Origin of the sequence: Luteolibacter sp. (assembly GCF_039920825.1) — a bacterium.
GTDB lineage: Bacteria > Verrucomicrobiota > Verrucomicrobiia > Verrucomicrobiales > Akkermansiaceae > Luteolibacter.
Genome location: NZ_JBDSCX010000052.1, coordinates 1 through 21,350 on the forward strand (window position 1 = coordinate 1; position 21,350 = coordinate 21,350).

At 59.0% G+C, this 21,350-nt stretch carries 24 protein-coding genes and 1 pseudogene; 16 read left to right on the forward strand and 9 right to left on the reverse strand.

What is annotated here, in order from left to right:
• Both ABIQ96_RS16525 and ABIQ96_RS16530 read right to left on the reverse strand, forming a co-directional pair.
• A pseudogene (locus ABIQ96_RS16525) lies at window positions 1-677 on the reverse strand (hypothetical protein); the annotation flags it as partial.
• On the reverse strand, window positions 674-1,576 hold the full coding sequence (locus ABIQ96_RS16530) for a hypothetical protein (RefSeq protein WP_348215725.1): 903 nt from the start codon (window positions 1,574-1,576) through the stop codon (window positions 674-676). The gene ABIQ96_RS16530 and the pseudogene ABIQ96_RS16525, both read right to left, overlap by 4 nt.
• A 394-nt stretch (window positions 1,577-1,970) precedes the next feature.
• On the opposite strand from ABIQ96_RS16530, the gene ABIQ96_RS16535 reads away from it, so the two are divergent.
• From ABIQ96_RS16535 to ABIQ96_RS16560, 6 genes are all read left to right on the forward strand, one after another.
• Window positions 1,971-2,222 (forward strand): helix-turn-helix transcriptional regulator, encoded by a 252-nt coding sequence (locus tag ABIQ96_RS16535; protein WP_348215726.1) that lies wholly within the window; start codon window positions 1,971-1,973, stop codon window positions 2,220-2,222.
• Between the two features lie 836 nt (window positions 2,223-3,058).
• Window positions 3,059-3,463: a single-stranded DNA-binding protein gene (locus ABIQ96_RS16540; protein WP_348215727.1), complete on the forward strand. Its 405-nt coding sequence runs from the start codon at window positions 3,059-3,061 to the stop codon at window positions 3,461-3,463.
• A gap of 74 nt (window positions 3,464-3,537) precedes the next feature.
• A complete protein-coding gene (locus ABIQ96_RS16545; RefSeq protein ID WP_348215728.1) occupies window positions 3,538-4,485 on the forward strand; it encodes a zincin-like metallopeptidase domain-containing protein in 948 nt (315 codons plus the stop codon).
• A gap of 58 nt (window positions 4,486-4,543) precedes the next feature.
• A complete protein-coding gene (locus tag ABIQ96_RS16550) occupies window positions 4,544-4,990 on the forward strand; it encodes a hypothetical protein (protein ID WP_348215729.1) in 447 nt (148 codons plus the stop codon).
• Window positions 4,991-5,002: 12 nt separating this feature from the next.
• Entirely contained in the window at window positions 5,003-5,221 is a 219-nt protein-coding gene (locus ABIQ96_RS16555) for a hypothetical protein (RefSeq protein ID WP_348215730.1), read from the forward strand.
• A gap of 692 nt (window positions 5,222-5,913) precedes the next feature.
• Entirely contained in the window at window positions 5,914-7,428 is a 1,515-nt protein-coding gene (locus ABIQ96_RS16560) for a hypothetical protein (RefSeq protein ID WP_348215731.1), read from the forward strand.
• A 456-nt stretch (window positions 7,429-7,884) separates the two neighbouring features.
• On the opposite strand, the gene ABIQ96_RS16565 is transcribed toward ABIQ96_RS16560, so the two are convergent.
• The 3 genes from ABIQ96_RS16565 to mobF all read right to left on the reverse strand — a co-directional run bounded on the left by ABIQ96_RS16565 (window position 7,885) and on the right by mobF (window position 11,992).
• Window positions 7,885-8,433, reverse strand: a complete 549-nt coding sequence (locus ABIQ96_RS16565) for a ParA family protein (protein ID WP_348215732.1) — start codon at window positions 8,431-8,433, stop codon at window positions 7,885-7,887.
• Window positions 8,434-8,695: 262 nt separating this feature from the next.
• Entirely contained in the window at window positions 8,696-9,091 is a 396-nt protein-coding gene (locus tag ABIQ96_RS16570) for a hypothetical protein (protein ID WP_348215733.1), read from the reverse strand.
• A gap of 21 nt (window positions 9,092-9,112) precedes the next feature.
• Window positions 9,113-11,992, reverse strand: a complete 2,880-nt coding sequence (gene mobF / locus ABIQ96_RS16575; protein ID WP_348215734.1) for a MobF family relaxase — start codon at window positions 11,990-11,992, stop codon at window positions 9,113-9,115.
• A gap of 509 nt (window positions 11,993-12,501) precedes the next feature.
• Here mobF and ABIQ96_RS16580 point away from each other — a divergent pair.
• From ABIQ96_RS16580 to ABIQ96_RS16605, 6 genes are read left to right on the forward strand one after another with little or no spacing between them, the layout of a single operon-like run.
• Window positions 12,502-12,810, forward strand: a complete 309-nt coding sequence (locus ABIQ96_RS16580) for a hypothetical protein (RefSeq protein WP_348215735.1) — start codon at window positions 12,502-12,504, stop codon at window positions 12,808-12,810.
• On the forward strand, window positions 12,807-13,640 hold the full coding sequence (locus tag ABIQ96_RS16585) for a hypothetical protein (protein WP_348215736.1): 834 nt from the start codon (window positions 12,807-12,809) through the stop codon (window positions 13,638-13,640). The genes ABIQ96_RS16580 and ABIQ96_RS16585 overlap by 4 nt, the downstream gene beginning before the upstream one ends.
• Complete coding sequence (locus ABIQ96_RS16590; protein ID WP_348215737.1) at window positions 13,637-14,266, forward strand: hypothetical protein; 630 nt, start codon at window positions 13,637-13,639, stop codon at window positions 14,264-14,266. The genes ABIQ96_RS16585 and ABIQ96_RS16590 overlap by 4 nt, the downstream gene beginning before the upstream one ends.
• Before the next feature lie 19 nt (window positions 14,267-14,285).
• Window positions 14,286-14,717 (forward strand): hypothetical protein, encoded by a 432-nt coding sequence (locus tag ABIQ96_RS16595; RefSeq protein ID WP_348215738.1) that lies wholly within the window; start codon window positions 14,286-14,288, stop codon window positions 14,715-14,717.
• A gap of 7 nt (window positions 14,718-14,724) precedes the next feature.
• Window positions 14,725-16,191, forward strand: coding sequence for a type IV secretory system conjugative DNA transfer family protein (locus ABIQ96_RS16600; protein ID WP_348215739.1), 1,467 nt, complete (start codon window positions 14,725-14,727; stop codon window positions 16,189-16,191).
• Entirely contained in the window at window positions 16,188-16,844 is a 657-nt protein-coding gene (locus ABIQ96_RS16605; RefSeq protein WP_348215740.1) for a hypothetical protein, read from the forward strand. The genes ABIQ96_RS16600 and ABIQ96_RS16605 overlap by 4 nt, the downstream gene beginning before the upstream one ends.
• Before the next feature lie 114 nt (window positions 16,845-16,958).
• Here ABIQ96_RS16605 and ABIQ96_RS16610 read toward each other — a convergent pair whose 3' ends face one another.
• Both ABIQ96_RS16610 and ABIQ96_RS16615 read right to left on the reverse strand, forming a co-directional pair.
• The gene (locus tag ABIQ96_RS16610; protein WP_348215741.1) at window positions 16,959-17,663 is read right to left on the reverse strand and encodes a hypothetical protein; all 705 of its coding nucleotides are present in this window, start codon (window positions 17,661-17,663) and stop codon (window positions 16,959-16,961) included.
• Between the two features lie 44 nt (window positions 17,664-17,707).
• Window positions 17,708-17,986 (reverse strand): hypothetical protein, encoded by a 279-nt coding sequence (locus ABIQ96_RS16615; protein WP_348215742.1) that lies wholly within the window; start codon window positions 17,984-17,986, stop codon window positions 17,708-17,710.
• A gap of 427 nt (window positions 17,987-18,413) precedes the next feature.
• Here ABIQ96_RS16615 and ABIQ96_RS16620 point away from each other — a divergent pair, with 427 nt between their 5' ends.
• From ABIQ96_RS16620 to ABIQ96_RS16630, 3 genes are all read left to right on the forward strand, one after another.
• Window positions 18,414-18,686: a hypothetical protein gene (locus ABIQ96_RS16620; protein WP_348215743.1), complete on the forward strand. Its 273-nt coding sequence runs from the start codon at window positions 18,414-18,416 to the stop codon at window positions 18,684-18,686.
• A gap of 239 nt (window positions 18,687-18,925) precedes the next feature.
• Window positions 18,926-19,174 carry a hypothetical protein gene (locus ABIQ96_RS16625; RefSeq protein ID WP_348215744.1) on the forward strand — a complete coding sequence of 83 codons (249 nt, stop codon included), beginning with the start codon at window positions 18,926-18,928 and terminating at the stop codon, window positions 19,172-19,174.
• Between the two features lie 107 nt (window positions 19,175-19,281).
• Window positions 19,282-19,563, forward strand: a complete 282-nt coding sequence (locus ABIQ96_RS16630; RefSeq protein ID WP_348215745.1) for a hypothetical protein — start codon at window positions 19,282-19,284, stop codon at window positions 19,561-19,563.
• A gap of 52 nt (window positions 19,564-19,615) precedes the next feature.
• Here the strand turns inward: ABIQ96_RS16630 and ABIQ96_RS16635 are convergent, their stop codons facing one another.
• Entirely contained in the window at window positions 19,616-20,107 is a 492-nt protein-coding gene (locus ABIQ96_RS16635; protein ID WP_348215746.1) for a hypothetical protein, read from the reverse strand.
• A 100-nt stretch (window positions 20,108-20,207) separates the two neighbouring features.
• Here ABIQ96_RS16635 and ABIQ96_RS16640 point away from each other — a divergent pair, with 100 nt between their 5' ends.
• On the forward strand, window positions 20,208-20,960 hold the full coding sequence (locus tag ABIQ96_RS16640; protein ID WP_348215747.1) for a SprT-like domain-containing protein: 753 nt from the start codon (window positions 20,208-20,210) through the stop codon (window positions 20,958-20,960).
• Between the two features lie 78 nt (window positions 20,961-21,038).
• Here ABIQ96_RS16640 and ABIQ96_RS16645 read toward each other — a convergent pair whose 3' ends face one another.
• Complete coding sequence (locus ABIQ96_RS16645) at window positions 21,039-21,320, reverse strand: hypothetical protein (protein WP_348215748.1); 282 nt, start codon at window positions 21,318-21,320, stop codon at window positions 21,039-21,041.
• Window positions 21,321-21,350: the final 30 nt, after the last annotated feature.

Here is a 21,350-nt window from a genome sequence, read left to right on the forward strand (position 1 = left end):
ACATCGAACTGTGCCGGGTTCCGAGGGGCGGTAATCCCGTAGTCCACGAAAAGGCTATATGCAACGCGCCTCTCCCATTCGTCGGGCACACCGTCATGGTCGTCATCAACGCTGAGGAGGTATTCCTCGGCATCCGTAACACCGTTTCCATCCGAGTCGATGTCGGTCACCGAAACCCGCCAGAAAAGTTTGTCAGGAGTGCTGCCGTCGGGCTGGGTGAGCGGGATGCTATATAGCGTCACGCTGCCGTTTCCGACGAAAGGGTTTCCGAGGGGCTGCCAGCTTCCCACGCCAAGATCGGCGGAATAGAGAAGGGTGTATTTTTTGCCGTGAATGGTGGGCCAAGTGAGGGTGATCGCCTCGGGAGTGACGATCACGGGAGCGCCACCGCCTGGCGGAGTGCCATAAACGGCGGGGATATGAGCAAAATTCGGGCGCAAGTATCCGGCGAACGCGTTGGCTTCAAATGGATCGGTGCCAGCCACGGCTTCCGTGGCATTGCTCCAGCCATCGCCGTCAGGGTCGTCCTGAGGTAGGAAGGTCTCGGGGAAAAGTCCCCCGGAATTGAAACGTCTCTCCCAGACATCGCTCAGTCCGTTGTCGTTGGTATCGACGATGGCACGGGCGGAGGGCAGGACGAGGAGAAGTCCGAGAAGGGTGAGGAAAAGACGTTTCATCGGATTGCCCCTCCTTGTTCTTGGGACGCGGGCTTTTCGGTGCGCCAGTAATTGAGAGTGATGTCTTTGGGTTTGGGCGGGTGGGCTTTCAACTCGGCCTCGTTTTCGAGGCGGGCTTTCTCGCGGCCTTGGCATGCTCTCAAAAGCTCCGCGTATTCCTTGTTATAAAGTTCGTGGAGAGCCTCAATGGGAGCAATTTCCTCGGGGGAGGGTTGTTGGCCGACGATTTTGAACGCGGCCTTTTCGTCAGGGAAATCAGGCATGGCCGGAGCGTCGTAAACACGGCCTTTTGCAGCATAAAGGTCGGTCATGCGTTCGATGTCCACATTCCCCCAGCCCATGAGAATCGAATGGGTATCTCCCGCGTTATCGGTGAAGGAACTGATTCCTCCGGCGATCAGGGCAAAATCGGCGGATGACCAAAAAGTGATTTCTTGGCTTTTTCCCCCGGGCCAGAAACGGACGAGGGTCCGCGGTGGGGAATCTTTCGCACGGAATACCGTCGCTCCGATAAAAAGCAGGTCCGATTTGGGATGCTCTTCTTGATATTCGGCGAGTTGTTTACGGAAGTCTTCATCCATTCCGGTGGTTGAGGGCTCCACCGGTGCTGGCGGAGGTGGTAGCGCGATGGGTTTGATTTCCCGGATGGTGATCGTTCGCCCGCCCTCCTTCTGGATGGTGGTATCGAGAATGTCCTTCTTGGGAACAACGAACCCTGGTTTGGGCTCGGCTGGTGGTGGCGGCGTTCCGTCGGGAATGTTGCCCAGTATCCGGGCAGCAGTGGAAACGGGAACGGGAGCTGCGGTTGAATCATCGGAAACCGCGCTGGCGTTGTCCTGCGAATGAACCAGCGAGGTCGCGCCGATCAGAAGGGTGAAGATTCGAAATATTGGTTTCATGGGAAGGCTGGAGGAAGTCCTTCCTGGTGGACGGGGAGTTCTAAAGCCGCACAAAGTCGACCGCGATGGCCTTTAGCTTTTCCCCGTAGAGAACAGCCTGGACATACGCCACCGCCCCCCCGGCCGTTTGGTCGGTTTGGCGGCATCGTTTGCGGTCGATGCCGACCGCTTTGTGTGAGGTTTTAGAAGTCCCCGTCCGCCAGAGCGGACGATTTGAAACAGCGGTAAATTCTGGGGTGTGGCAAGAGGGAATTCTCGGGATGTTAAATTTCTGGACATCGAGAGATCCTTTGCCGAACGGCACTTGCCTAGAGAATGAACGATTAGATGGCAAGCTTTTTACGAATACTATAGTGCGAAGAAATACCGGGGATTTCCCGATAAAGTCTGAGGCTTGTATCTCTCGGACGGGCAGGACTTGAAACAGATCGTAGGACGGGTGATCGCCCGACAGAGAAGCAATGCGGGCATTACCCAAGAGAAACTGGCGGAAGTTGCCGGACTCGAACGGGGTTACATTTCCCTGATTGAACGCGGGCTTAGAATGCCCACCGTTGATACGATTTTCAGGCTTTGTCGGGGGCTGAATGTCCTTCCGTCAAAGGTCATGCTTGAGATCGAAAAGCAGGTGGAAAAAGAAGCCTGATGAAAGAAGTGCGAATTGAATTTGAAGGACTGAACCGTTGAATTCCGGCGTGGGAGAAGTCTCTCCCCCCGAGCCTACTGCGTGCGGCTCTCCCCTCTCAGCGGGGACACCCCGCAACGCCCCGAAGAATTGGGAAATGCGGCCGACGGCCGGGGGCGTGGTTCCCACCACCCCGGCCCCGGAAGAGTCGGCCGGATAGATTCAAATGCTCCGCACCTCCGCAGCGTGACGGGCCGGCCACGCCACCGGCGCTCGTTCCTCGCTCCCGGTGCCGCGTCCACCCGCACCATGCGCCCGTTGGATTTTAGCCAGGCTCCGCACGGCACACCGCACCACCACCCCGCCGCATCGGAACACCATCCGGCATAAACCGGCGGTCGCACTTCGTTTGACTCGCCGTCCCCAAGGCGGCGATGCCACCGGGGACTTTATTCCGTTGGTGTTCCGATCCCCCGCCATGCCTCCCCTCCCCCATTCACAGCCAGCACGCGCCCTGGCGCGTGGGAATGCCACCGCCCCGCTTCCGTCAAGGGCAAGTTCCTTCCGCTGCGCTCCAGTCGTTCCGATCCTCACCGTGCTCGCTTCCGCACTGCGTTTGTGCAGCTCCGCGCGGTTCCGGTCTCCACCCTTGACGGAAGCTTCGATGGGCGGCGGCGTTGTTTGGTCGTCTTGATTTCTTCCAAACAAAAAATTCGTTCCTCTTTTGTTGTTCGTTTGAAACCAATGACTTGTGAAGCTTTAAGGCTTGGAGTTAGACGATTTCGAGCCTATTATTTGGGCATCGGTTGGGAGTGCAAGTGCCTGACCACCAACACCTAATAAGCCACCAAAAGACCATGATCGACATGAACGAAACCCAGTTGACCGGCAACCTTGTTGCCGAACTCGTCACGACCGGAGCCGGTGAAACCACCGTGACCCGCGGCCGTCTGATCCGCTCCAATTCCCACAAAGACCGCGAATCCGGCGAGTGGAGGAAATCCGAGCCTTTCGCCTTTGATTTTGAGGTGTGGGGCAAGCGCGGGGAAACCCTCGCCGCGAAAGCGCGCAAGGGAACCGCCGTTTTTATCGCAGGCGGATGGATTCCCAACCACTTCGAGAAGGAGGACGGCAGCAAGGTTTTCGCCGTCCGCTTGCGGGTGAACCGCTGCCAGATCCTCGCCCAGCCGGGAGAACGTGCGGCCACCGCTGCCGCCAAACCCCGCCCTTCACGCCGGAAAGCCGCCCCCGCCACGGCCTGAAAATAAGCGACGGGAGGAGAGGAACGCCAATTCCCCTCCCCCCTGATTTGTCCATTCCAACCCCGTTATGAGTTATGAAAGAACACAAGAAATCTAAGGAGAAATTCGACCTGTATCAAGTCGTTACCGACCAAATCATCGAAGCGATGGAGCGCGGCGTTTGCCCGTGGAAAAAGCCTTGGAGGGCCACCGGCGGCTGTCCCCGCAATATCCGGGGCCGTCGCTATCGAGGAATCAACGCGCTGTTGCTGGCGATGCAATCCGCGCTCTCCAACTGGACCCACCCGGTTTTCCTCACCTTTAATCAGGCGAAGGAATTGGGCGGAACCGTCCGCAAGGGCGAACGCTCTTCCATCGTGGTTTTATGGAAAACCACCGTTCCCGAGAAATACGCCACCAACCCGCAGGCCTGCCCCGCGAGCGAGCGCAAATGGCTGATTCGTTATTACCGCGTTTTCAATGTCGCACAGGTGGACGGCCTGCCGCCGCAGGCGTTGCCGGAGATCCCGGACAATGACCTATCACCGATCGAAGCCTGTGAGGCGATCGTTGCCGGAATGCCGCAGCGGCCGCCGATCCGCGAGAGCGGACAGGGAGCGTATTATTTCCCGGCCAAGGACGAGGTTTTCATGCCGCCGCTCCGGGCCTTCGACAGCGCGGAAGCCTATCATTCGACCCTGTTTCATGAATTGACGCACTCGACGGGTGCCGATTCGCGCCTTGCGCGTCCGGAGGCCTTTGCCGGTCGCTTTGGTTCCGAGCCGTACGCCAAAGAGGAGCTGGTTGCCGAGCTGGGGGCGGTGTTCCTTTGCGCCCGCGCCGGGATCGCCCCGGCCACGCTGGAGGATTCAGCCGCCTACCTTGCCAACTGGTTGAAGAAGCTTCGCGAGGACAAGCGGCTGATTATCACTGCCGCCAGTGCCGCCCAGCGTGCCGCCGATTTCATCGCCCCCGAGACCATCGAGGACGAGGAAGCCACCGAGCCGGAAGCAGCGGAACCCGCAGAGCTTGCGGTCGCCTGATTCATGAACCCGGAGGGGCGGGAGAAATTCCGCCCCTTTCCTTCCCCACTTGATTACGATGAATCTAGTAGATTTACAAACCGAAGCCGTCCGCCTGTTTCCGATGGCTACCGCGCAGGCCCTCGATCAACCGGGGGAAAAGAACGCCCCGCTTGTCACCCTCAAAGCGCTTTGCTGGCAGCACTTCACCGCCCTTGGCTTCCGTTGCATGGCGGATTGTTTCGATGCCGTGGTTCCCCGCGTCCGGGGCCGTCTGGCGCTCGATGCGTGGAGCACCGCCGAGCTGACGGTTTCGCCGTGGAAATTCCGGGTGGACTGCCGCCCGTTCTGGCTGGGTTCCGATCAGGTGCATTTCGCGATTCACCACGAAGGCCCGTTGCCGGGTGTCACCGAAACCGGCTACCGCTCGATTTTCGCGCCGGTCGCGATGTTCGGCGATGGCACCACGCCCGAGGAGCACATCCGGGGGATGTTCCCGCAGACCGCGCAAATGTGCCTTTTCTAACTCACCCACCCCATGAAGAAATTCGATAGCTACAACAAGGATCGTCTCCGGACGCTGTGCGTGAACGTCCTGCTGTACGTGTTCCCGCCCGGTGGCGGCTACCTCCGGCCCCACGCGCTCCGCTTCAAACGAAATGGCGAAGTGTGGGGCTACGACGCCGGCAACGGCTGGCGGTGCCTTTCCGGCTCAAAGGCCAGCGGCCCGCGTTCGTCGGACCATTGGGAATTCTGAAGCCCTAACCGCCGCCGTCACACCTGGCAAGCAGGTGCGACGGCCAGGCGCGGCCGCACTCGCGTTTGCCGCGCCGCAGGGAAGGCGTTCCCCCTTCCCCGCACCCCATCTCCCAGGGCGGCCGCCAGACGGCGGGAGTCACTTGCGGAACAGATCCGCAGCCGGACACCCTCATTTTTTTGGGGAAGGGAATGAGCCATCCCCTTCCCCAAGCCCCATCCCGGCTGGTGGTTTTCAAGAGCGAGGGTGATCCCCGTTCGCTTGGACATCAGCGGAAAAGAAATCCAACATGCCCATAAGCCTTAATTATAAGGGATTAAGCGCCGCTTATGATGGAATCGCTCCTAACTTAAATCGCTCTTTTGGCTTGCTATCCGGGGTGACGCTTTCAGGATGCTAAGGATTCCCGAACTGTTTTCATGTTCGGGCGTGTGGGCGATTGTCTGCGTCCTCGTTTCTTAGAAAGTTTTCCAACCCCTTAAAAACATAAAGGCCGCCCCGAAGGGCGGCTTAAATTGGTCTGCTAAGCAGAAGGTAAAACGTTGTGGTGACGAAACCTTGTGCAAAGCGGGCCGCAGCACAAGGAAAAAGTGATTTTTCTGACGGAGAATTGTTGTCCCAATCCAACAGGATCAGCCAGGACATTCGGCCCGCCCTCATCTAGGGAAGGTGGAGCTTTGCCCAATCCGCGGGTGTTTTTCAACCCGCCCAAGGCTTGGACCATTGAGCAGGATTTACCGCAGGCCTCCCCTGCCCCGCTGCACCAGCCGGAGCTATTTCCCCAGCCGGATTCCAGCGGCTGGACCGGGGCGAGGTCTTGCGCCTCGTTGCCCGAGCGACAGGCGCTGTTGGATCAGCTTGTCGCTGAAATCCGTTGGCGTTCGACCCAGTTGCATGAACTCAAACGCTCCGCCAAGGGGCGGGTGCTGGATTGCTGCGATTACTTCGACGGCCGCAAATTCACGCTCCAGGAGCTCAAACGCCGCTGCACCAAGCTGCAGGAGCTGATTCACCGCAGCGCGGAGTTTCAGGCGATGCTCAATTTCCCGACCCGCCGCGAGTCGCGCCGGCCGAAATCCGCGCCGCTTTACCTGCGGTTGGCGGCCTACCTCGATCCGATCGGCCGCGCCGGTGGCGGGGCGTGGAAACCCTGCCCCTCCTATGAATCGCTGGCCGAGGCCCTGGGCGTGTGTCTGGAATCCATCAGCCAGGCATTCAGGCGGCTGGAGGAAGATCCGGAATGCCCGTTGGCCTTTGCCTGCGCGTACTCTGGACCGAAGCGCTGCCGCCAGAAGCACGTCGCCATGAAGGCTTGGCTGAAATACGACGGCTTGCCGTTGCACTTTGAGAAGAAAGGCCGGCACCGCAAGTTGCGGCCGACCTTCCGTAAAGGCGTGGAGCGGATCGAACCTCCCCCATTTATTGTCGCCCGCCACGGGCGGACAGTACCGGCGACCGAGCAGGCCGCTCCGGTCACGCGCCAGGCGGTTCCTACCGAGTACATGGCTGGTAACTCTAGAAATTGTCTCTCACACTCTACAAGGCTATCGCCAGCCGTTCTAGACAACCCTCAGCGGTTCCCCGCGAAACACATTTTCATGCCCAACAACGCCTTTCCCCGCAAAGCGGCCCTGTCGAGAAGCCTTGAGAAGGCGGCTTGGAGAGCTGCCCGTGAGGCAAAAGCCGATGGCGAGCTGTTTTGGGACAACGCAAAACCCAAAATTCCACTCGCGACCCTCAAAACCCTGATCCTCCAAGCCTTCCAGCAGGGCTTCGAGTGGCGGAAACACGTTCGACCAGCGCTTATTTACGGAATCAAGGAGGCACACGCTGCCGCGTGTCTCTCCCACATCCACAATCCCGGCGCTTTCGCCACCGCGATTTTCCGCGAGAAGCTCGCATCGATGCGGCCCGATCTCGATCACCTTGCCCAGGTCATCGAAAAACGCCGGTCAGCTCCCGCCACGGCGGAACACGCGGAAACCCCGCGCCAGATTCCCGAGGAGGAACCGATTGCGACGACTCCCCTCCCCTCCCCCAATCCTCCGGATCTCAGGAATCAGGCCGAGTGCCGCGCCATGGACCGGCTGGCCGCCTACATCGAGGAAAACATGGAGGCCATCGCCAAGCTCTCCCCCGAAGAGTCCGAAGCCAGTTTGTTTGTCAAAATGCGGGAATTTACCGAGGAGGAATTGCAGCGATTCTAGCTATTCGCTAATCCATACAAATCGCTAATTTAGTGCTTTCTGCGTCCGTCGAATCGTCGGCTCGAATCAAGGATCTTCTTGGCCTGTGTTGCATTCAGAGAGGTACATCCACGCAGAGCTACCCGAACCAAATCAGAAATGCTTGGCCGGAACTCTCCTGCATCACGAAGGAGCTGTGAGATTCTGTCCAAATGTTGCTGATCCTCCTCGGTAAATCCTACGTTCCGAATCAGGAGCGGTTTTGCAGGTTGCTCTGGAGTTTTTGGTTTCGGTTCAGGACGAGTAGCCTTCGGAGATTCCTCGACTTTAGGCGCTGGAATCGGAGGCGAAATTACAGCCACAGCGGCTGCGGCTGGTTTTGCTCCGGCTGATTCTCCGAAATTTGCCAGCTTCTTGAGTTTGTCTTCAGTTTTTGTGCTCACTTTATTAGTTGTTCGCTAAAATAGCATTAAGCTTTTATTGGATTTCAAGTGCCAGGCTGGTTACTTCGTCCTTTGCGGCTGCATCGAGTGCTGTCCAACCATCCAACAATGCGTGTTTGTAGACTTCCCGATCTGATAAAAAGTTCCGAGCGGCCGGTATTGGCAGGTTTTTCGCCATGGCTTCAAGGTTTCGCCCGTATGTGGAAATCTTTTTTACTCGGTTAAAAACGACCAACGCTTTGGTTTCGGGCCTCATGTGTTGAGCAATTACCGAAGCACTATGGCGAGTGGTAGCCAACTCGGCTGGACTCGGCGTAGTCGGGATGATGATGCGGTCCGCTTGCGCAATCGCATTTAGAACCGCTGGATCATCGATACGGGGAGGAGTGTCGATTATCGTGATTTCGCCATTTTTAGCGAATGTGAAACCTTCGGTGTCTTTGAGCCAAGCTGAGAGACTTTCCTGCGGATCCAAATCCAAAATGGAGATTTTTTTTCCGACCCGATCAAGAGCGACGGCAAAGAGAAATGCCATCGTGCTTTTGCCCACTCCACCTTTTCCTTGGATAAATAAGAGATTCATTTGAAGTGCTAATTTAGCGAAAAGATATTTTGGCGTAAAGTGTTTTTTGCTAAAATGCTAATTTAGCAGAACGCTGCAATTGGGAAAAGGAAAAGAATAGTTCCTTGCTATTATAGCAAAGCACTAAAAAAGCATTTGGCTACTTTGGTTTTGATTTGGCGATAATGAAGAATGCTTTAAATTTAAAAGCTAATAAAGCAATCAGCTAAATTAGCGAATTGCTTTATTGGTGATCTTGATTGTGCGGCAGGTGGGCGGAGTGTCATTGCATACCGAAACCCTCTCGAATCCGTTGGGAAGGTGACTTGCCCGGGGTGTTTCGTTCCTCGGGTTCCTCGTCCTGGAGCTTCTTCAGGGTGATGCCGGTGATTTTTGGAGCATCCTTTTGGTTGTCGAAGATTCCGGTTTGGACGATTTCAAGCCTTTGGTATTGGAGGCCGACGAGCAGATCGGTGAGGTTTTCCCCTTCGATCTGGATGATCAGGTTGCCGAAACGGCAGGTGAGTTGCTTGCCGGTGGCATCGAGTTCGACGCCCTCGCAGTGGTGGTAGGGCAAGGCGAGCTGGCGGCCGTCCGAAAGCCGGAAGCGGACGGAGGCGGCTTGTTCCCGTTCCTGGAATGTCACAAGCGGTGGTTGGAGTGGTTGCTTTTGAATCATGATTGGATGGGGTGGGGGAGTTCAGCGGTCGAAACCAAAGCCTTTTCCCTTGTCCTGACCTTTTCCCTTCCCGCGCTTGATCGACGGATTCGGGTTGGGCCGGTTTTGAGGATTTTTCACCTTTTGGCTCGGGGTGTAGCTTTCGAGGGCGGATTTCGGGATCTCCGGCTTTGGGGTGATGACCGCTTCCTTGGTTTCGGTGGCTTCCTTGACGCCTAGGGCGTGCTTGGGCGGGGTGGGGGAGCGTTTGAGGTCGAGAGCCGAGGCGCGGGCGTCCGAGTGGCTGATGGCCTCACGCAGCGCCTGCTTGTCGTCGGTGATCCACGTTGCCGAGAACCGGGCGCGGGAAGCCGAGACGTAGCCTTGTTCTTGGGAAGCCACGGCAAAAGTCGCCGAGGGTTGCGAAATCACCACATGATCGAGGGTCTTGCCCTGGGAGGCGTGGGAGGTGGCGGCGTATGCGTGGGTCAGGTGCAGGCGCTCGCCGTTGCCGACTTCCCGGACCTTGCCGCTGGAAACATCCTCCAATCTCAGCATCTCCGCCCCGGCCTCGATGACCCGGTGGCGGCTGTTGTTGAGCAGTTCGCCCTTGTTTTGGGTGGCGCGGACCAGATCGCCGGTCGCGAACGCGGCCGGCTGGACCCGGTACACGTTGAAGCGGGCCGCCTGCGCCAAATCCAGCGTCCGGACCTCGCCGCCGCGCTCGATGGTCACCTCGCCGCCTTTGGCGGCCGTGACGGCCCATTGCTGGCCCTTTCCGAAGCCACCCTTGCCATTCTGCACAAACTCGACGACCTGCCCCGGCTGGTAGCTGCGGGCGTCGCAGCGCTGCGACTCGGTGAAGCCGAGATTCACCATCCGGTTGTGGGTGGCATCGGTTTGGCCGATTTCACCCCGATCCTTGAGCGTGGCGCGGACTTTTTCCTGCACCGCGTCGATTTCGGCGTGGGTGGGGGCGATGATCGTCGCCGTGTGGTTTTTTCCGTCCTGATGGGTGAGGGCGGTTTTCTCAAAGTAGGTTGCCACCGCGAAATCAATTCTTTCCTGCCGATCCGCGATTTCATGGACCCAGCCGAGCGCATCGAGTTTGTCGAAACCGTCACCGGGCCGTTGTTCGCCGAAGGCGCTGGCGGCCTCGCGGTAGGCTTCCACCTGCTGGCGTTTGATGTTGGAAATCTCCACGGTCCGGATGCCCGCCCGGTCCTCCAGGATCGCCAGGGCATCGCCGCGCTCGACGGCGCGGTGTTGGCCCCGGTCGCCCGACAGGATGAGCCGTGAGCCGTTTTCGCGGGCGTATTCCATGATCTGGCGCATTTGCTTGGCCGAAACCAATCCGGCCTCGTCGATCCAGAGGGTTTTTCCGGCGGCCTCGCGTTGGGTGGTGGGATTGACGAGGAGTTGTTGAATCGTGGTGGCGTCATCAAACCCCTCGCGCCTGAGCACGTCCACCGCCTCGCTGGACGGCGCGAAGACCTGCAACGGTTTGCCATTGGCCGCGAGCGCGTCCGCGCATTCCTGCATGGTGGTGGTTTTGCCGGTTCCGGCCTTGCCCCTGATGCCAAACACGGTATCCGGACATTCCAACACATGACGGACGGCCGCCTGTTGCTGGCCGTCGAGCCAGGTGCGGGAGATTTCCCACGGCTTGCCGCCGCCGAGCGGGATTGCGGCGTCTTTGCCTTGCTGGCACAATTCCACCATGCGGGATTCATCGGCGAGCACCTGGCGCGAGGTGATGGCCGGCTGACCGGCCAGCTCGCCGCGAATGAGATCGCCCCTTTCAACCGCGGCATTGACGGCCTGCGAAACCGCCTCCGGAGCGAGGCCACAGCCGAAACGCAGCGCGGCGGCCTCGACTTGGTAGGCAGAGGCCACGGATTGCCGCTCGAACAGGTGCGAGGCGGCCAGCTCGACGGCCTGACCCGGCGAAACCACGGCGTTGGATTTAGCACCTTTCACGGCGTGGATCGCGGCCATTTCCTCCGGTGAAATCCGCCGCCTCCATTCCTGGATCAGCGCCGGACCGGCAAGCCCCTTGCTTTTGCCCTCGCGGGTCTTGCCGCCGATTTCGCCTTTTGCCACGGCAGCGGCTTGCGTCGCGTCCATGCCACCGCGAATCAACTGGCTGGTGCGTTTGCCGATTTTCACCGCTTCGTTGCGGGCCGTGTCCTCGACAATCGCAGTGCGGCGGGAAAACCGTTCGATGAGCTCGCGTGAAATCCCGGTCAGCTCGAAGTCCTTGCCGTTGGAAGTCACGCCGTATCCCTCGCGTTGGAGCGAGGCGGCAAGGCGGCTGTGAAACGCGGCCTCGAAGAGCGGGGCATGGCGTTTCAAATCCTGAAACTGTCCGGCTTTCCAGATTCCTTCCTGGGTATCGAAGGTGAGATTCGCGACGTAAGCGTGAACATGGGAATGGGGATCGGGCACGCCATCGACAGGCCGGCTGGTTTCATGGCAGAAGGTTGCCCAGAGCGCATTGCCGGTGATCCGGTCGGAGTCCTGACCATCCTTGCGAACGCGGGTTCCCATCATCGCTTCAATATAGCGCATCGTGTCATTGACCGCTTCATGAAACAGCTCGCGAGGCCGAACGTCATCGGTTGCTGCGAGGTAGATGGAAACCGATTTCGGGACCGAGAACGTGAAGTCATAACCGGGAGTGCGGTTTTCACGATGGCGGACCCCTTCCAAGGTTTCAGCGGTTCCGGGATCAAGACCGTTGAGCACAGCTTCGAAATTCTTTTTCGTTACATCGGAAGACAAGCCCATCCGTTCCATCGCAAGCCCGTGCCAGGTTCCGATGGTTTGCTCGCCTTCACCGTAATAATCAGCAACGTTGAGAGCGGCATCGAAGTAATGCGAAGCAGCACTTGCGGAAGTGGATTGGATGATTCTCAGCATAAGGTAGGGTGAACCTGATCGGAGATCGGGTGCGGAAGCAGTCGAACAGGCAGGGCAGGCGAAGACCATGGGAAATCAGCAGAATTATTAAAGCAGGCATCTTCCCTAAGGATGCCTAGGTGGGGAGCTGCTCAAAAACCGGCAACGTCTGGCAATGAATTGCAACGTTTCGTCTCCCGTCCGCCCCCGAGCATTGCCAAACGTTGCAATAGGTTGCCAGAAATGGACCGTTCACCCGCCCCAAGCTTCGTAGAATCCCCCATTCCGCGCATTCCTTGAACGGGCGCGTTTTTCAGGCGAAACCCGGTTAGTAAGATTTTATTCATCACACATGTCCCTATGGGTGAACCATTGGCCGGATGATTGCCGAACAAAAGCCGAACCGGAGGCCGGAAATCCCAGCGGATTTTCGGCATTTGTTTGGCAACTGTTCGGGGTGGAAAATCTTTCGACATTGCAAAGATCGAGGTGGCAAGACGCGCGCGAATCCGTCAGAAATCACCCCACAAGTGGCAGGCCAATCCTTTCGTTCCAAACTCAATCCCCACCTCGAATTCATCCGGGCGGCGAGGCTCCGGGAGGAAACGTGGGAAGCCATCGCGGCCAAGATCCGCGAGTCTGGAACGACGACGGACGCAACGCAGGTGTGCAAATTCCTCAAGCGTCGCAACCAGGGCAAGCGCCCCCTCGGGTTCGCTCCGGAGGCGACGGTTGAAACCCCGCAGGTTGTTTCCTCGCTGCCGATCGAGGAGGAAATCCTTCCACCGACGCGCCCAAAACTCGTTCTCAAAGTCACCCAGCCCACCCACACCCCATGAGCAAAGTCACGCCACCGACCATCAAAGCCCACCTCATTCTCGCGCCGCAGAGCGCGGGCCGGATCGGCAAATCCACCGCCGCCGAGGGCATCATCACCTGGGCGACATTCGCGGGCATCGGCTTCGCGGTGCTGGACTTGGACGCCGAGCACAAGACGATTTCCCAGCGGTTCCCGGACTCGTCCACGCTGTTCCCCGAAGCGGCGGCGAGTGATGACGGCTTCATCGAAATGCTGGCGGCGGTGTGCGAGGCACCCGCGCCATTGATCGTGGCGGATTTCCCGGCGCAGGCGACCGAGCACATTTTGCGTCAGCTCATCGAGCGCGGCGGGCTGGAAATGTTGGCGGCGGCGGGAATCGTGGTGACCTGTTTGATTTTCCCGGCGGATGATACGGCGGCGAGGCAAAGCGCGGTCAAATGCGTGAGCGCTCTGGGTGACCGCGTGAAATGGCTGGTAGTTCGCCAACCCGGACCGAAGCCGCTCATCGAGCCGGAAGCATGGGCCGCCAGCGGCCTTGGCAAGAAGTTCAAGGAATACGGGGCAGGGGAGTTGAACTGGCCGCGCCTGAGCACGTCCACCCGCGAAGCCTACGAGGAAGCCTGCAAAGCCGCAGGCCGCTGGTTGCCGTTCGATCAGGCGCGTGAAAACGTGCCGTTTGTGAGCGCCTTCGAGTTCGATCTTTGGCGCAACCAGGTGTTGTGCGATTGCGAGGACCACGCGGATTTTCTTATCCCCGATTCCTCGCTCATCCAAAAGCGGACGGTTCGTCAGAAAGCTCCGGACCTTGTGTCGAAAGCCTCGACCGGAGGACTCGGCCTCGATCTATGACGGCCGCATCACCCCGCGAAATCCTCGACATCCTGCTGCGTGAGCGCACGGCTGAAGACCGCGAATGGTTGATCCAAGCGTGGGAGCGGTTCGGCGATGGCGATCCGCAGAGCCTGCCCGCATTGTATGCGTTGACCGATCGTTTCAGCTTGGACGCCCACGCGGCGCTGTTGCAGGAAACCAACCGGCTCCATGGCGACATCAAGCGGATGAGTGCCGAGCTTGCCACGAAAACGGAGGAAGCCGCGAGGCTGGTCCAGGCGGCCGCCAACACCGAGGCGGAGACGGCCGCCCGATTCAAGGAGCTGGTCACCCGGCTTGAGAAATCCGCCGGGGAGCAGGGGACTCAAGCGATGGAGCTTTTCGCCGCCGCCAAACAAGCCTCGTTACAAATCGTTCACGATTTGGAGAAAGCGAAACGCGAAGCCGCGAAGGGCGATCATTGGTGGACGGCGGGAGCCTTGGCCGTGTTTTTTGCGATCTTCGCGGTCGCGGGGTTCTGGACCGGCGGCGCGGTGAAGCTGTTCTATCCATTCGAAAAATCATCAGCGGAAGAAACCCGTGATCTTGGATTGCCGCGTCCGGCGAAGACGGAAAAAGACCGGCGGGCTGCGGGGGTAAAATGAACCATTAGAAATTCACGTCATGAAAACCAAACACATCTCCGCTCTTTACGGATCGGCCAACGTTGGCAAGAGCACCACCCTCAAGAAGGTCTTCGCCCTGTTGACGGCCGCCTATCCGACCGCCCCGGTCCAGACCCTGAATCCGCCCGGAGCCGACATCACCTTCATCATCGAGATCAACGGGATATTGGTAGGAATCGAGAGTCAGGGCGACCCGAACAGCAGGCTTGGCGCGAGCCTCGAACGTTTCAAGAAAGCCAAGTGCGTGATCATCATCTGCGCGACGAGGAACTGGGGCGGCACCGTCCGGATCGTCGAGGCCCTGCAGCCGGAATTCACCATCGCCTGGCATCACAAGAAATCCGAACGGCAACCCAACTTGCAGGAACAGCGCAACGACGAGGCCGCGAAGATCATTTTCGAGGAAGTCCGCAACGTTCTCAGCGCCTAACTGAATTATGTTTCTACGCCGAATTTTCCGCACCCGCAGTGACGTTCCACGTCATGAGGAGAAGCCACCGGCGCGGGGCGGCGGATGGTCGTTGGATGGCGAGCTGTTGCGCTTCGGTGCGGCGGTTGGCGGGCAGCCGGTCGGGATTCCCTGGACCATCCGCCACGCCTGCGAGGGAACCGCGGTTTTCGGGGCGACCGGCAGCGGCAAGACCAGTGGCACCGGCCAAACGATTGCCCTCTCGATGCTGCGGGCCGGATTCGGCGGGTTGGTGCTTTGCGCGAAGCCGGACGAATTGCGTCTCTGGAAACGCTATGCGGCCGCCACCGGCAGGGCGGGGGATCTGGTGGTTTTCTCCCCCGAAAGCGGCGCGCAGTTCAATTTCCTCGATTACGAATTGCGGCGGGCGGGCAGGGGATCTGGCATCACCGAAAACGTGGTTGCCGTTCTCATGCAGTGTGCGGAAATCGGCGGGTCCGGCGGCCAGGGCAGCGACGCCATTTGGGAAAAGGCGATGCGCCAGCTTTTGCGCAACGCGGTGGATTTGTGCCATCTTTCCGGAAGCACGTTGCGAATGGATCTGATCCACCGCATCGCCCTGAGCGGGCCGGAGGTTGAAGAATTGTTGGAGAGGGCGCGGCAGCGGGGAAACGAGCTAACCGCTTCCGCCCGCGATGACCTCGAAGCCGTGAAACGTTATTTCCTCATCGAGTGGGCGAACATGGCCGACCGCACCCGGTCGGGCGTCATCATGAGTCTCACGGCGATTTGCGATCCATTTTTGCGGGGCGCGTTGCGGGATTTGTTCTGCCGTGAAACCACCGTCACCCCCGAGGACGCCCAGCGCGGCAAGATCATCGTGATTGATTTGCCGGTGAAGACGTTCAACGAGCTTGGCCGCTATGCCGCGGTGGTGTGGAAGTTCCTTTTCCAGCGGGCGGCCGAGCGGCAGGAAGCGCCTGACCGGCCGATGTTCATTTTTGCGGACGAGTGCCAGCTTTTCGTCACCTCGACGGATGCGGTATTCCAGAGCACGGCGCGGAGTTCGCGGGTGGCGACCGTCTATCTCACCCAGAATCTGCCCAACCTCCATGCCGAGCTGGCGGGAAGCGGACCGGCAGGCAAGGCCCGCGTCGATGCGTTGTTAGGCAATTTGCAGACCAAGATCTTCCACCAGAATTCCGATCCGCAGACGAACCAATGGGCAGCGGAAACGCTGGCCCGCAGCTTGCAGTCGCGAGGCTCGACAAGCGGCAGCGTGTCGATGGGTCAGAATGGAGAACCGAAGCCGCAGGCCGGTGCCTCGCAACAGGAGGCGTGGGAATTCGAAGTCGCACCCAGGGAGTTTTTGCGGATGGCGAAGGGTGGCCCGGATTTTGATTTCGTGGTGACGGGGATGTTGTTCCAGGGCGGGCGGGTATTTCCTAACGGTAGGCATTGGATCGAAGCGGCTTTCACCCAGGGCAAGGAATGAAACCGGTTGTCGCATTCCTCCGTTTCTTCCGAGTGGTCATTCCCCATGTGATCGCTCTGCCCGCCGTGGTGGTTTTCCGCTGCCAGTGGGGCGTGAACCATGTCACTTGGATCCGCTTCATCATCGGCATGGTCCTGTCTTTTCCGATCATGCTCGCATCGGGGCTGGTCCTCGGCAACGAGGTGATGAGTCCCAAAATCAAACACGAACTCAACGCGTCCTTCGGTTTCATGTTCCTGTTCGGAATCGTGTCCTCGGTGTTGTTCGTGGCCGGCCGGATCAGCCGGGCGATCCGCCCGCCGTCCGGATTATCGAACAGCGTGGGCCGGGTGCGTTTCCTGCCGGGTGGGATGTTCTGGCAAATGGTGCCCAGCCTGGCGCTGGTTTCACTCGCGATCGCTGACCATTATGATTGGAAGTCGCTCCGGCCGTTGAGCGCCTTGGGCGCGTATTACGGCGTGATCATGGCCTTTGATTATCTCAAGGCCTGCAACTACGGGCGCAAGATGCGTGTCGGGGTGAACGACGCGAGAATCCTTTCCAAGGAGGTGACGCAACCCGCATCGTCCCGGAAAAACGACAACCCCGCCGGAAGCGGGGAGGGGAGCACCAGCGAGCTGGTGCGGATCTACGGCAGGAATAGCAGAAGGTGAGCCTGACCCAAAAAATGATACCCCCGTCCATGACCGAGTCCGTTCACCGGGGAAGTGATTTCGATGACTTCCTCAAAGAAGAGGGAATTCTTGCGGAGGTCGAAATCCTTGCGCTCAAACGGCTGGAGGAAGCCGGTGCTTCACGAAGTTTTGAAGCCGCGAGTCTTTCGCTTGAGCAAGCAACTCGCGAGGCCAGATCCCGCTGAAATCGATTTCATGGGAGGCGGTGCATTTGATCGCTTCCGGTGAGGTGATCACTTTGCGGGTGAGTTCCAATTGGATGATCGCGCCACGCGAATCGAGAACCCCGGATTCCGCAGCCTCGATAAATTCGGAGAGGTAGGCCCCAATCACGAGCCGCATGAGATTCACATGCTTGAAATCGTTGCGACCGGTCTGGTCGAGTCTGGCAAGGTTTGCGATCTTGGCTTGAAAAAGCGTCACTGGAAGGATCACGCGGGCCGCGAAAGCTCCGCCTTCATCCTTCACGTCGAGCTGCGGTGTCCCCGCCATCAGGTCTTTTGGCCCGAGTCCGAACACGTTTCTCAGAACGTCGATTTTCAGGTCCCTGTCGCCCAACCGCACCACCATTTGCCCGACGACCGGGCTGCGAGGCCCGGAAAGGCGATATTGTCCGCCGAAACGCTGTTTCAATTCGTCCAGCATGGCGACCGTACCCACGAGGTCGAGATCCTTGCTCGTCAGGGGAAGCCACTGATTCAGGGCTTCGCCTATCCGTTCTCGATAGACCCATGCCCATAGATTCACGGCGTGTCCTCCCACCAGAAGAGGAAGTTCTCCGTCCAAGCGGGCACTCAATATTTTACTGAAGTCCCGGACTTCGGTGGGGTTGTCACCCTCCCTCATTTGGAAGGATACGCCTTTTGAAAAAATCCAACCAGATCGAAGGTGACTTTGGCATTCATCGAAAACAGGGAATTTTCCTCCTGAAGGGCTTCCGGAGTGATCTCGCCGGTACGCAACCGTTCCGCATCGCGAGCGCGTTCCTCACGATGCTCGCGATCCAGTTCCTCGAATGTGACGGTTGCCGGAGCCATGACTACGGCGAAAGGAAGCCATGCCTGAGGCCATTTGTCAAGGAAGCCACACAGGTTGGAGCCGTGCCGAGGTGGCTGGTCCATGAGATCCAGCAAGCCATTGGCTTGAATTCGGCGCACGCCGCTGGTCAGTAGTCCGAGGGCGGATGTCGGAAAACCAGCCCCGGCGATGATCCGGAACAAGCCACTTGATAGATAGGCTCACGGGCATTTCGTTCCCGTTGCGGCAATCATCGGTCGCCAGTTCAGATCGGCAGATTCCGCATTCGGGATTGATCGTATTCTGGCGGTGTGGGGTTGGCCGGATTTGCGATTCGTTCATGCGCCGGTCGGCCGGGGCCGCGACGGCCACGCGGCTACCCTCGCGCCAGCAAAGCATGTCACTCACGCAGCTTTCACGCGTCCTTGCGTCCTGATCCGGCCTCCCCGGCGGTTTTCCGGCCGGAGGGCTCACCCTCTCTCGGGTCGGCGAAGAGAGGGAATGAGCCCTCCTGATACCCGGAAAACAACAATGAACGAATCGAAATTCCCACTTGGCCAACTCGTAACCACCCCTGCCGCCCTGGAGGCGGTCAATCCCGATGACATGCGGAACTGCCTGGCGCGGCATGCCGCGGCCGATTGGGGCGACCTGTGCGAAGAGGACCGCAACGAGAACCAAATCGCCCTCCGGAGCGAACTCCGAATCTTTTCGGTCTATCGCGACCGAATGGGGGTCAAGTTCTGGATCATCACCGAGGCCGACAGGTCGAGCACCTGCATCCTGTTGCCTTCGGACTACTGACCGGCGGAAGCCGGGAACCCTCGCGGGTTCCCGGCTTTTTGTGGAATGACCAGGGCGATTCCGCCGCCACCGAAGAGGGGACAACCGGGGACGGTTGACACCGGGCGAATCAGCGAACGCCCCGCCTCTGCGCCCGTTATGCGGAGCGTCCGGATTTGCCAGCATCGGGGATGGGGACCACTCGCCGAGATGGCACCCGCCACCCGATTCCCACTTCATTTGACAAACGCCCCATCCGTATGATCGCCGATCTATTACCCGAACTATCCAAATCCTTCGCGGCAGGCTCTCCCTACGCCGCCGTCTGCACCGTGCTCGTCGTGGCGATGAACCACGGCTACAAGCTCCTCGTCCTTCGCTTTCACGCCGCTGCGGTGCGAAAGGCGGAAACGAAGGGGGAAAGGGATGCGTTGGTTGAATTGTTCCGCCTCGCGAATCCACCCAAGCAGGTACGCGGTGCCCCGCCGATCCGAAAGTCAAAGCGGTGATCCGGTGTTTCCATCGCCTGCCATGGTCATGGACGGAGGAGTCTTAGTTAGATTCGGCCCCGAAATATTCCGCTCGCCATGGGATCACGGATTTTACGATCATCCGCATGAAAGCCATAACAGCCATGTTGAAATCAAAGAAAAACCTGACCCGCTTCACTTACGAAACCGCCTCTTTCCAAGGATGGCGTCTCAGCCTCAGCAAGAAGGGGACGGCGTTCACCAAATACTTTTCTGACAAGCAGTTCGGCACCGGCAAGAAATCACTCGCTGCCGCCGAAAAAGCACTGTCGGAACTCAAGGCGCTCCTTGAAGCTTCAAAGCTCGTCAACGGCAAGCTCACAGCAACCACGGTGAAAAAAGCCGAGAAGCTGTTGGCAGAAGCGTGAAGGCGAAACAATTGCCAGATCCTCTGGGGATCTGGTATCGATAACCGGAGGATCACTCTAGCGGAACGGTGATTTTTGCGGCTTCCATCACACCGAATTCGAACGGGCAGAGCGACGACCAGCCCGCGAATCCGCAGTCGATTTCCAGCTCATCGGAACAGTCGATTTCCTGAATTTTGATGGCAGCGGCCTCGGTGGTGTCGATGGGATAGAAGGCGTGGCCCGGTTCGTTGTGGAGGAAGTGATCGCCGAAGGGAGCACCGCAGGTGCAATGATTCATGTAATACTCACGGGCGGCGGTGTGGGAGTAGCGTTTCTTGAAGCGCCCGTTCGCGAGGGCCGCCGCCGCGAGGAAGGCGGGCGGAGCCTGCTCGATGTCGCGGAGGATGATGGGCGAATGCTCCGGCATTTCGTCTTGTTCCTCCTCGTCGTCGCTGGTGGCGGAGGCCGCGGCAAAGGCGATTGCCTCCGCTCCACCACGGCATTTCCAACAGGCTTCCCAGGAACGCAGCAGGTGAAAAGGAGGGTGGATGGTGTAAGTCATGGCGCAGTCGGAGAATGGATGGCCGACAGCTTTCCGGATAGGAAATTCCAAGCTCCAGATCACCGGCTTGCATTTTATATCGAACGATATAAACCGGGGAATGGCGCAGGAGCACGTCAAGGACTACATCACTCTTTCCGACTGCTACGACGTTTTCAACGAACGGCTTTTCGGTGGCGGGTTGCGCGGCTGTGTCCTGACCTTCGAGGACCGGGGCCAGCATTTCGGCTACTACCGGCAGGGCGGTTTCATCGGCCGCGACGGCGGGGAAAGGCGCGATGAGATCTGTCTCAATCCCCGGCATTTCCTCGCCAACACCGGCGACCTTGAATTGCTCCAGACGTTGGTTCATGAGCAGGTCCACCAATGGCAGACGCAGTTTGGCAAGCCGTCGCTGCGGACCTATCACAACCGGGAATGGGCCGACAAAATGCTTTCGGTTGGCCTGACACCGAGCGGCACCGGCCGACCGGGAGGAATGCAGACCGGCCAGCACATGGCCGACTATCCGACCGAGGGCGGGGTGTTTCTGGAGATCGCCAGCGGGATCCTCGCGAAAAGCTCGCTCATCACCTGGTACAAGGAAGGCGTCGCGATCAAACGCGCCCAGGAGTATGCCGCCCGTCCGGACGGGGAGAATGACCGGGCGGCTCCACCGATCGTGGCCGCGATGGCAGCAGCCTTGCCACCCACCGGAGAATCAGAACCGGTTAGGACGCCGACGAAGGTCGCCTATCAGTGCCAGGAGTGCGGCATCAAGGTCTGGGGCAAACCGGATCTCTCGTTGATTTGCGGCGATTGCCACGCCATCGACGGGCAGATCCTCCATCTCATCGTGACCGCGAGCTACTGATTAGCCGTCCAATGATTATTTGGTAAACCGATCCTGCCCTGACTGACGGATGCCGACCCGGAATGGAAGCTGGCTGCATTAGCAACGCTGTGATAAAAATCGAACCCATAGCAGATAAGCACCCCGGCTCAGGATGAGCCCCACCATGGCCATCGCATACCACAGAATTTGTGAAGAAGTCTCCCTTAGATTGGGAATTTCCATGGTGTCGCCAATCTTCCCCAGACCATAACGAATCCCAATCCCGAACAGGAATGCTGCCGAAAATCCGATAATTAGAGACATGCCTGCGAAGAAGGCTTTGGAGCCTAAAGGAATTTCCAAGGGCGGCTCATACTTGTTACGGCGGCGTCGTTGCATTCGTTGAATTCTGTGGGACAAGAGTGAGGC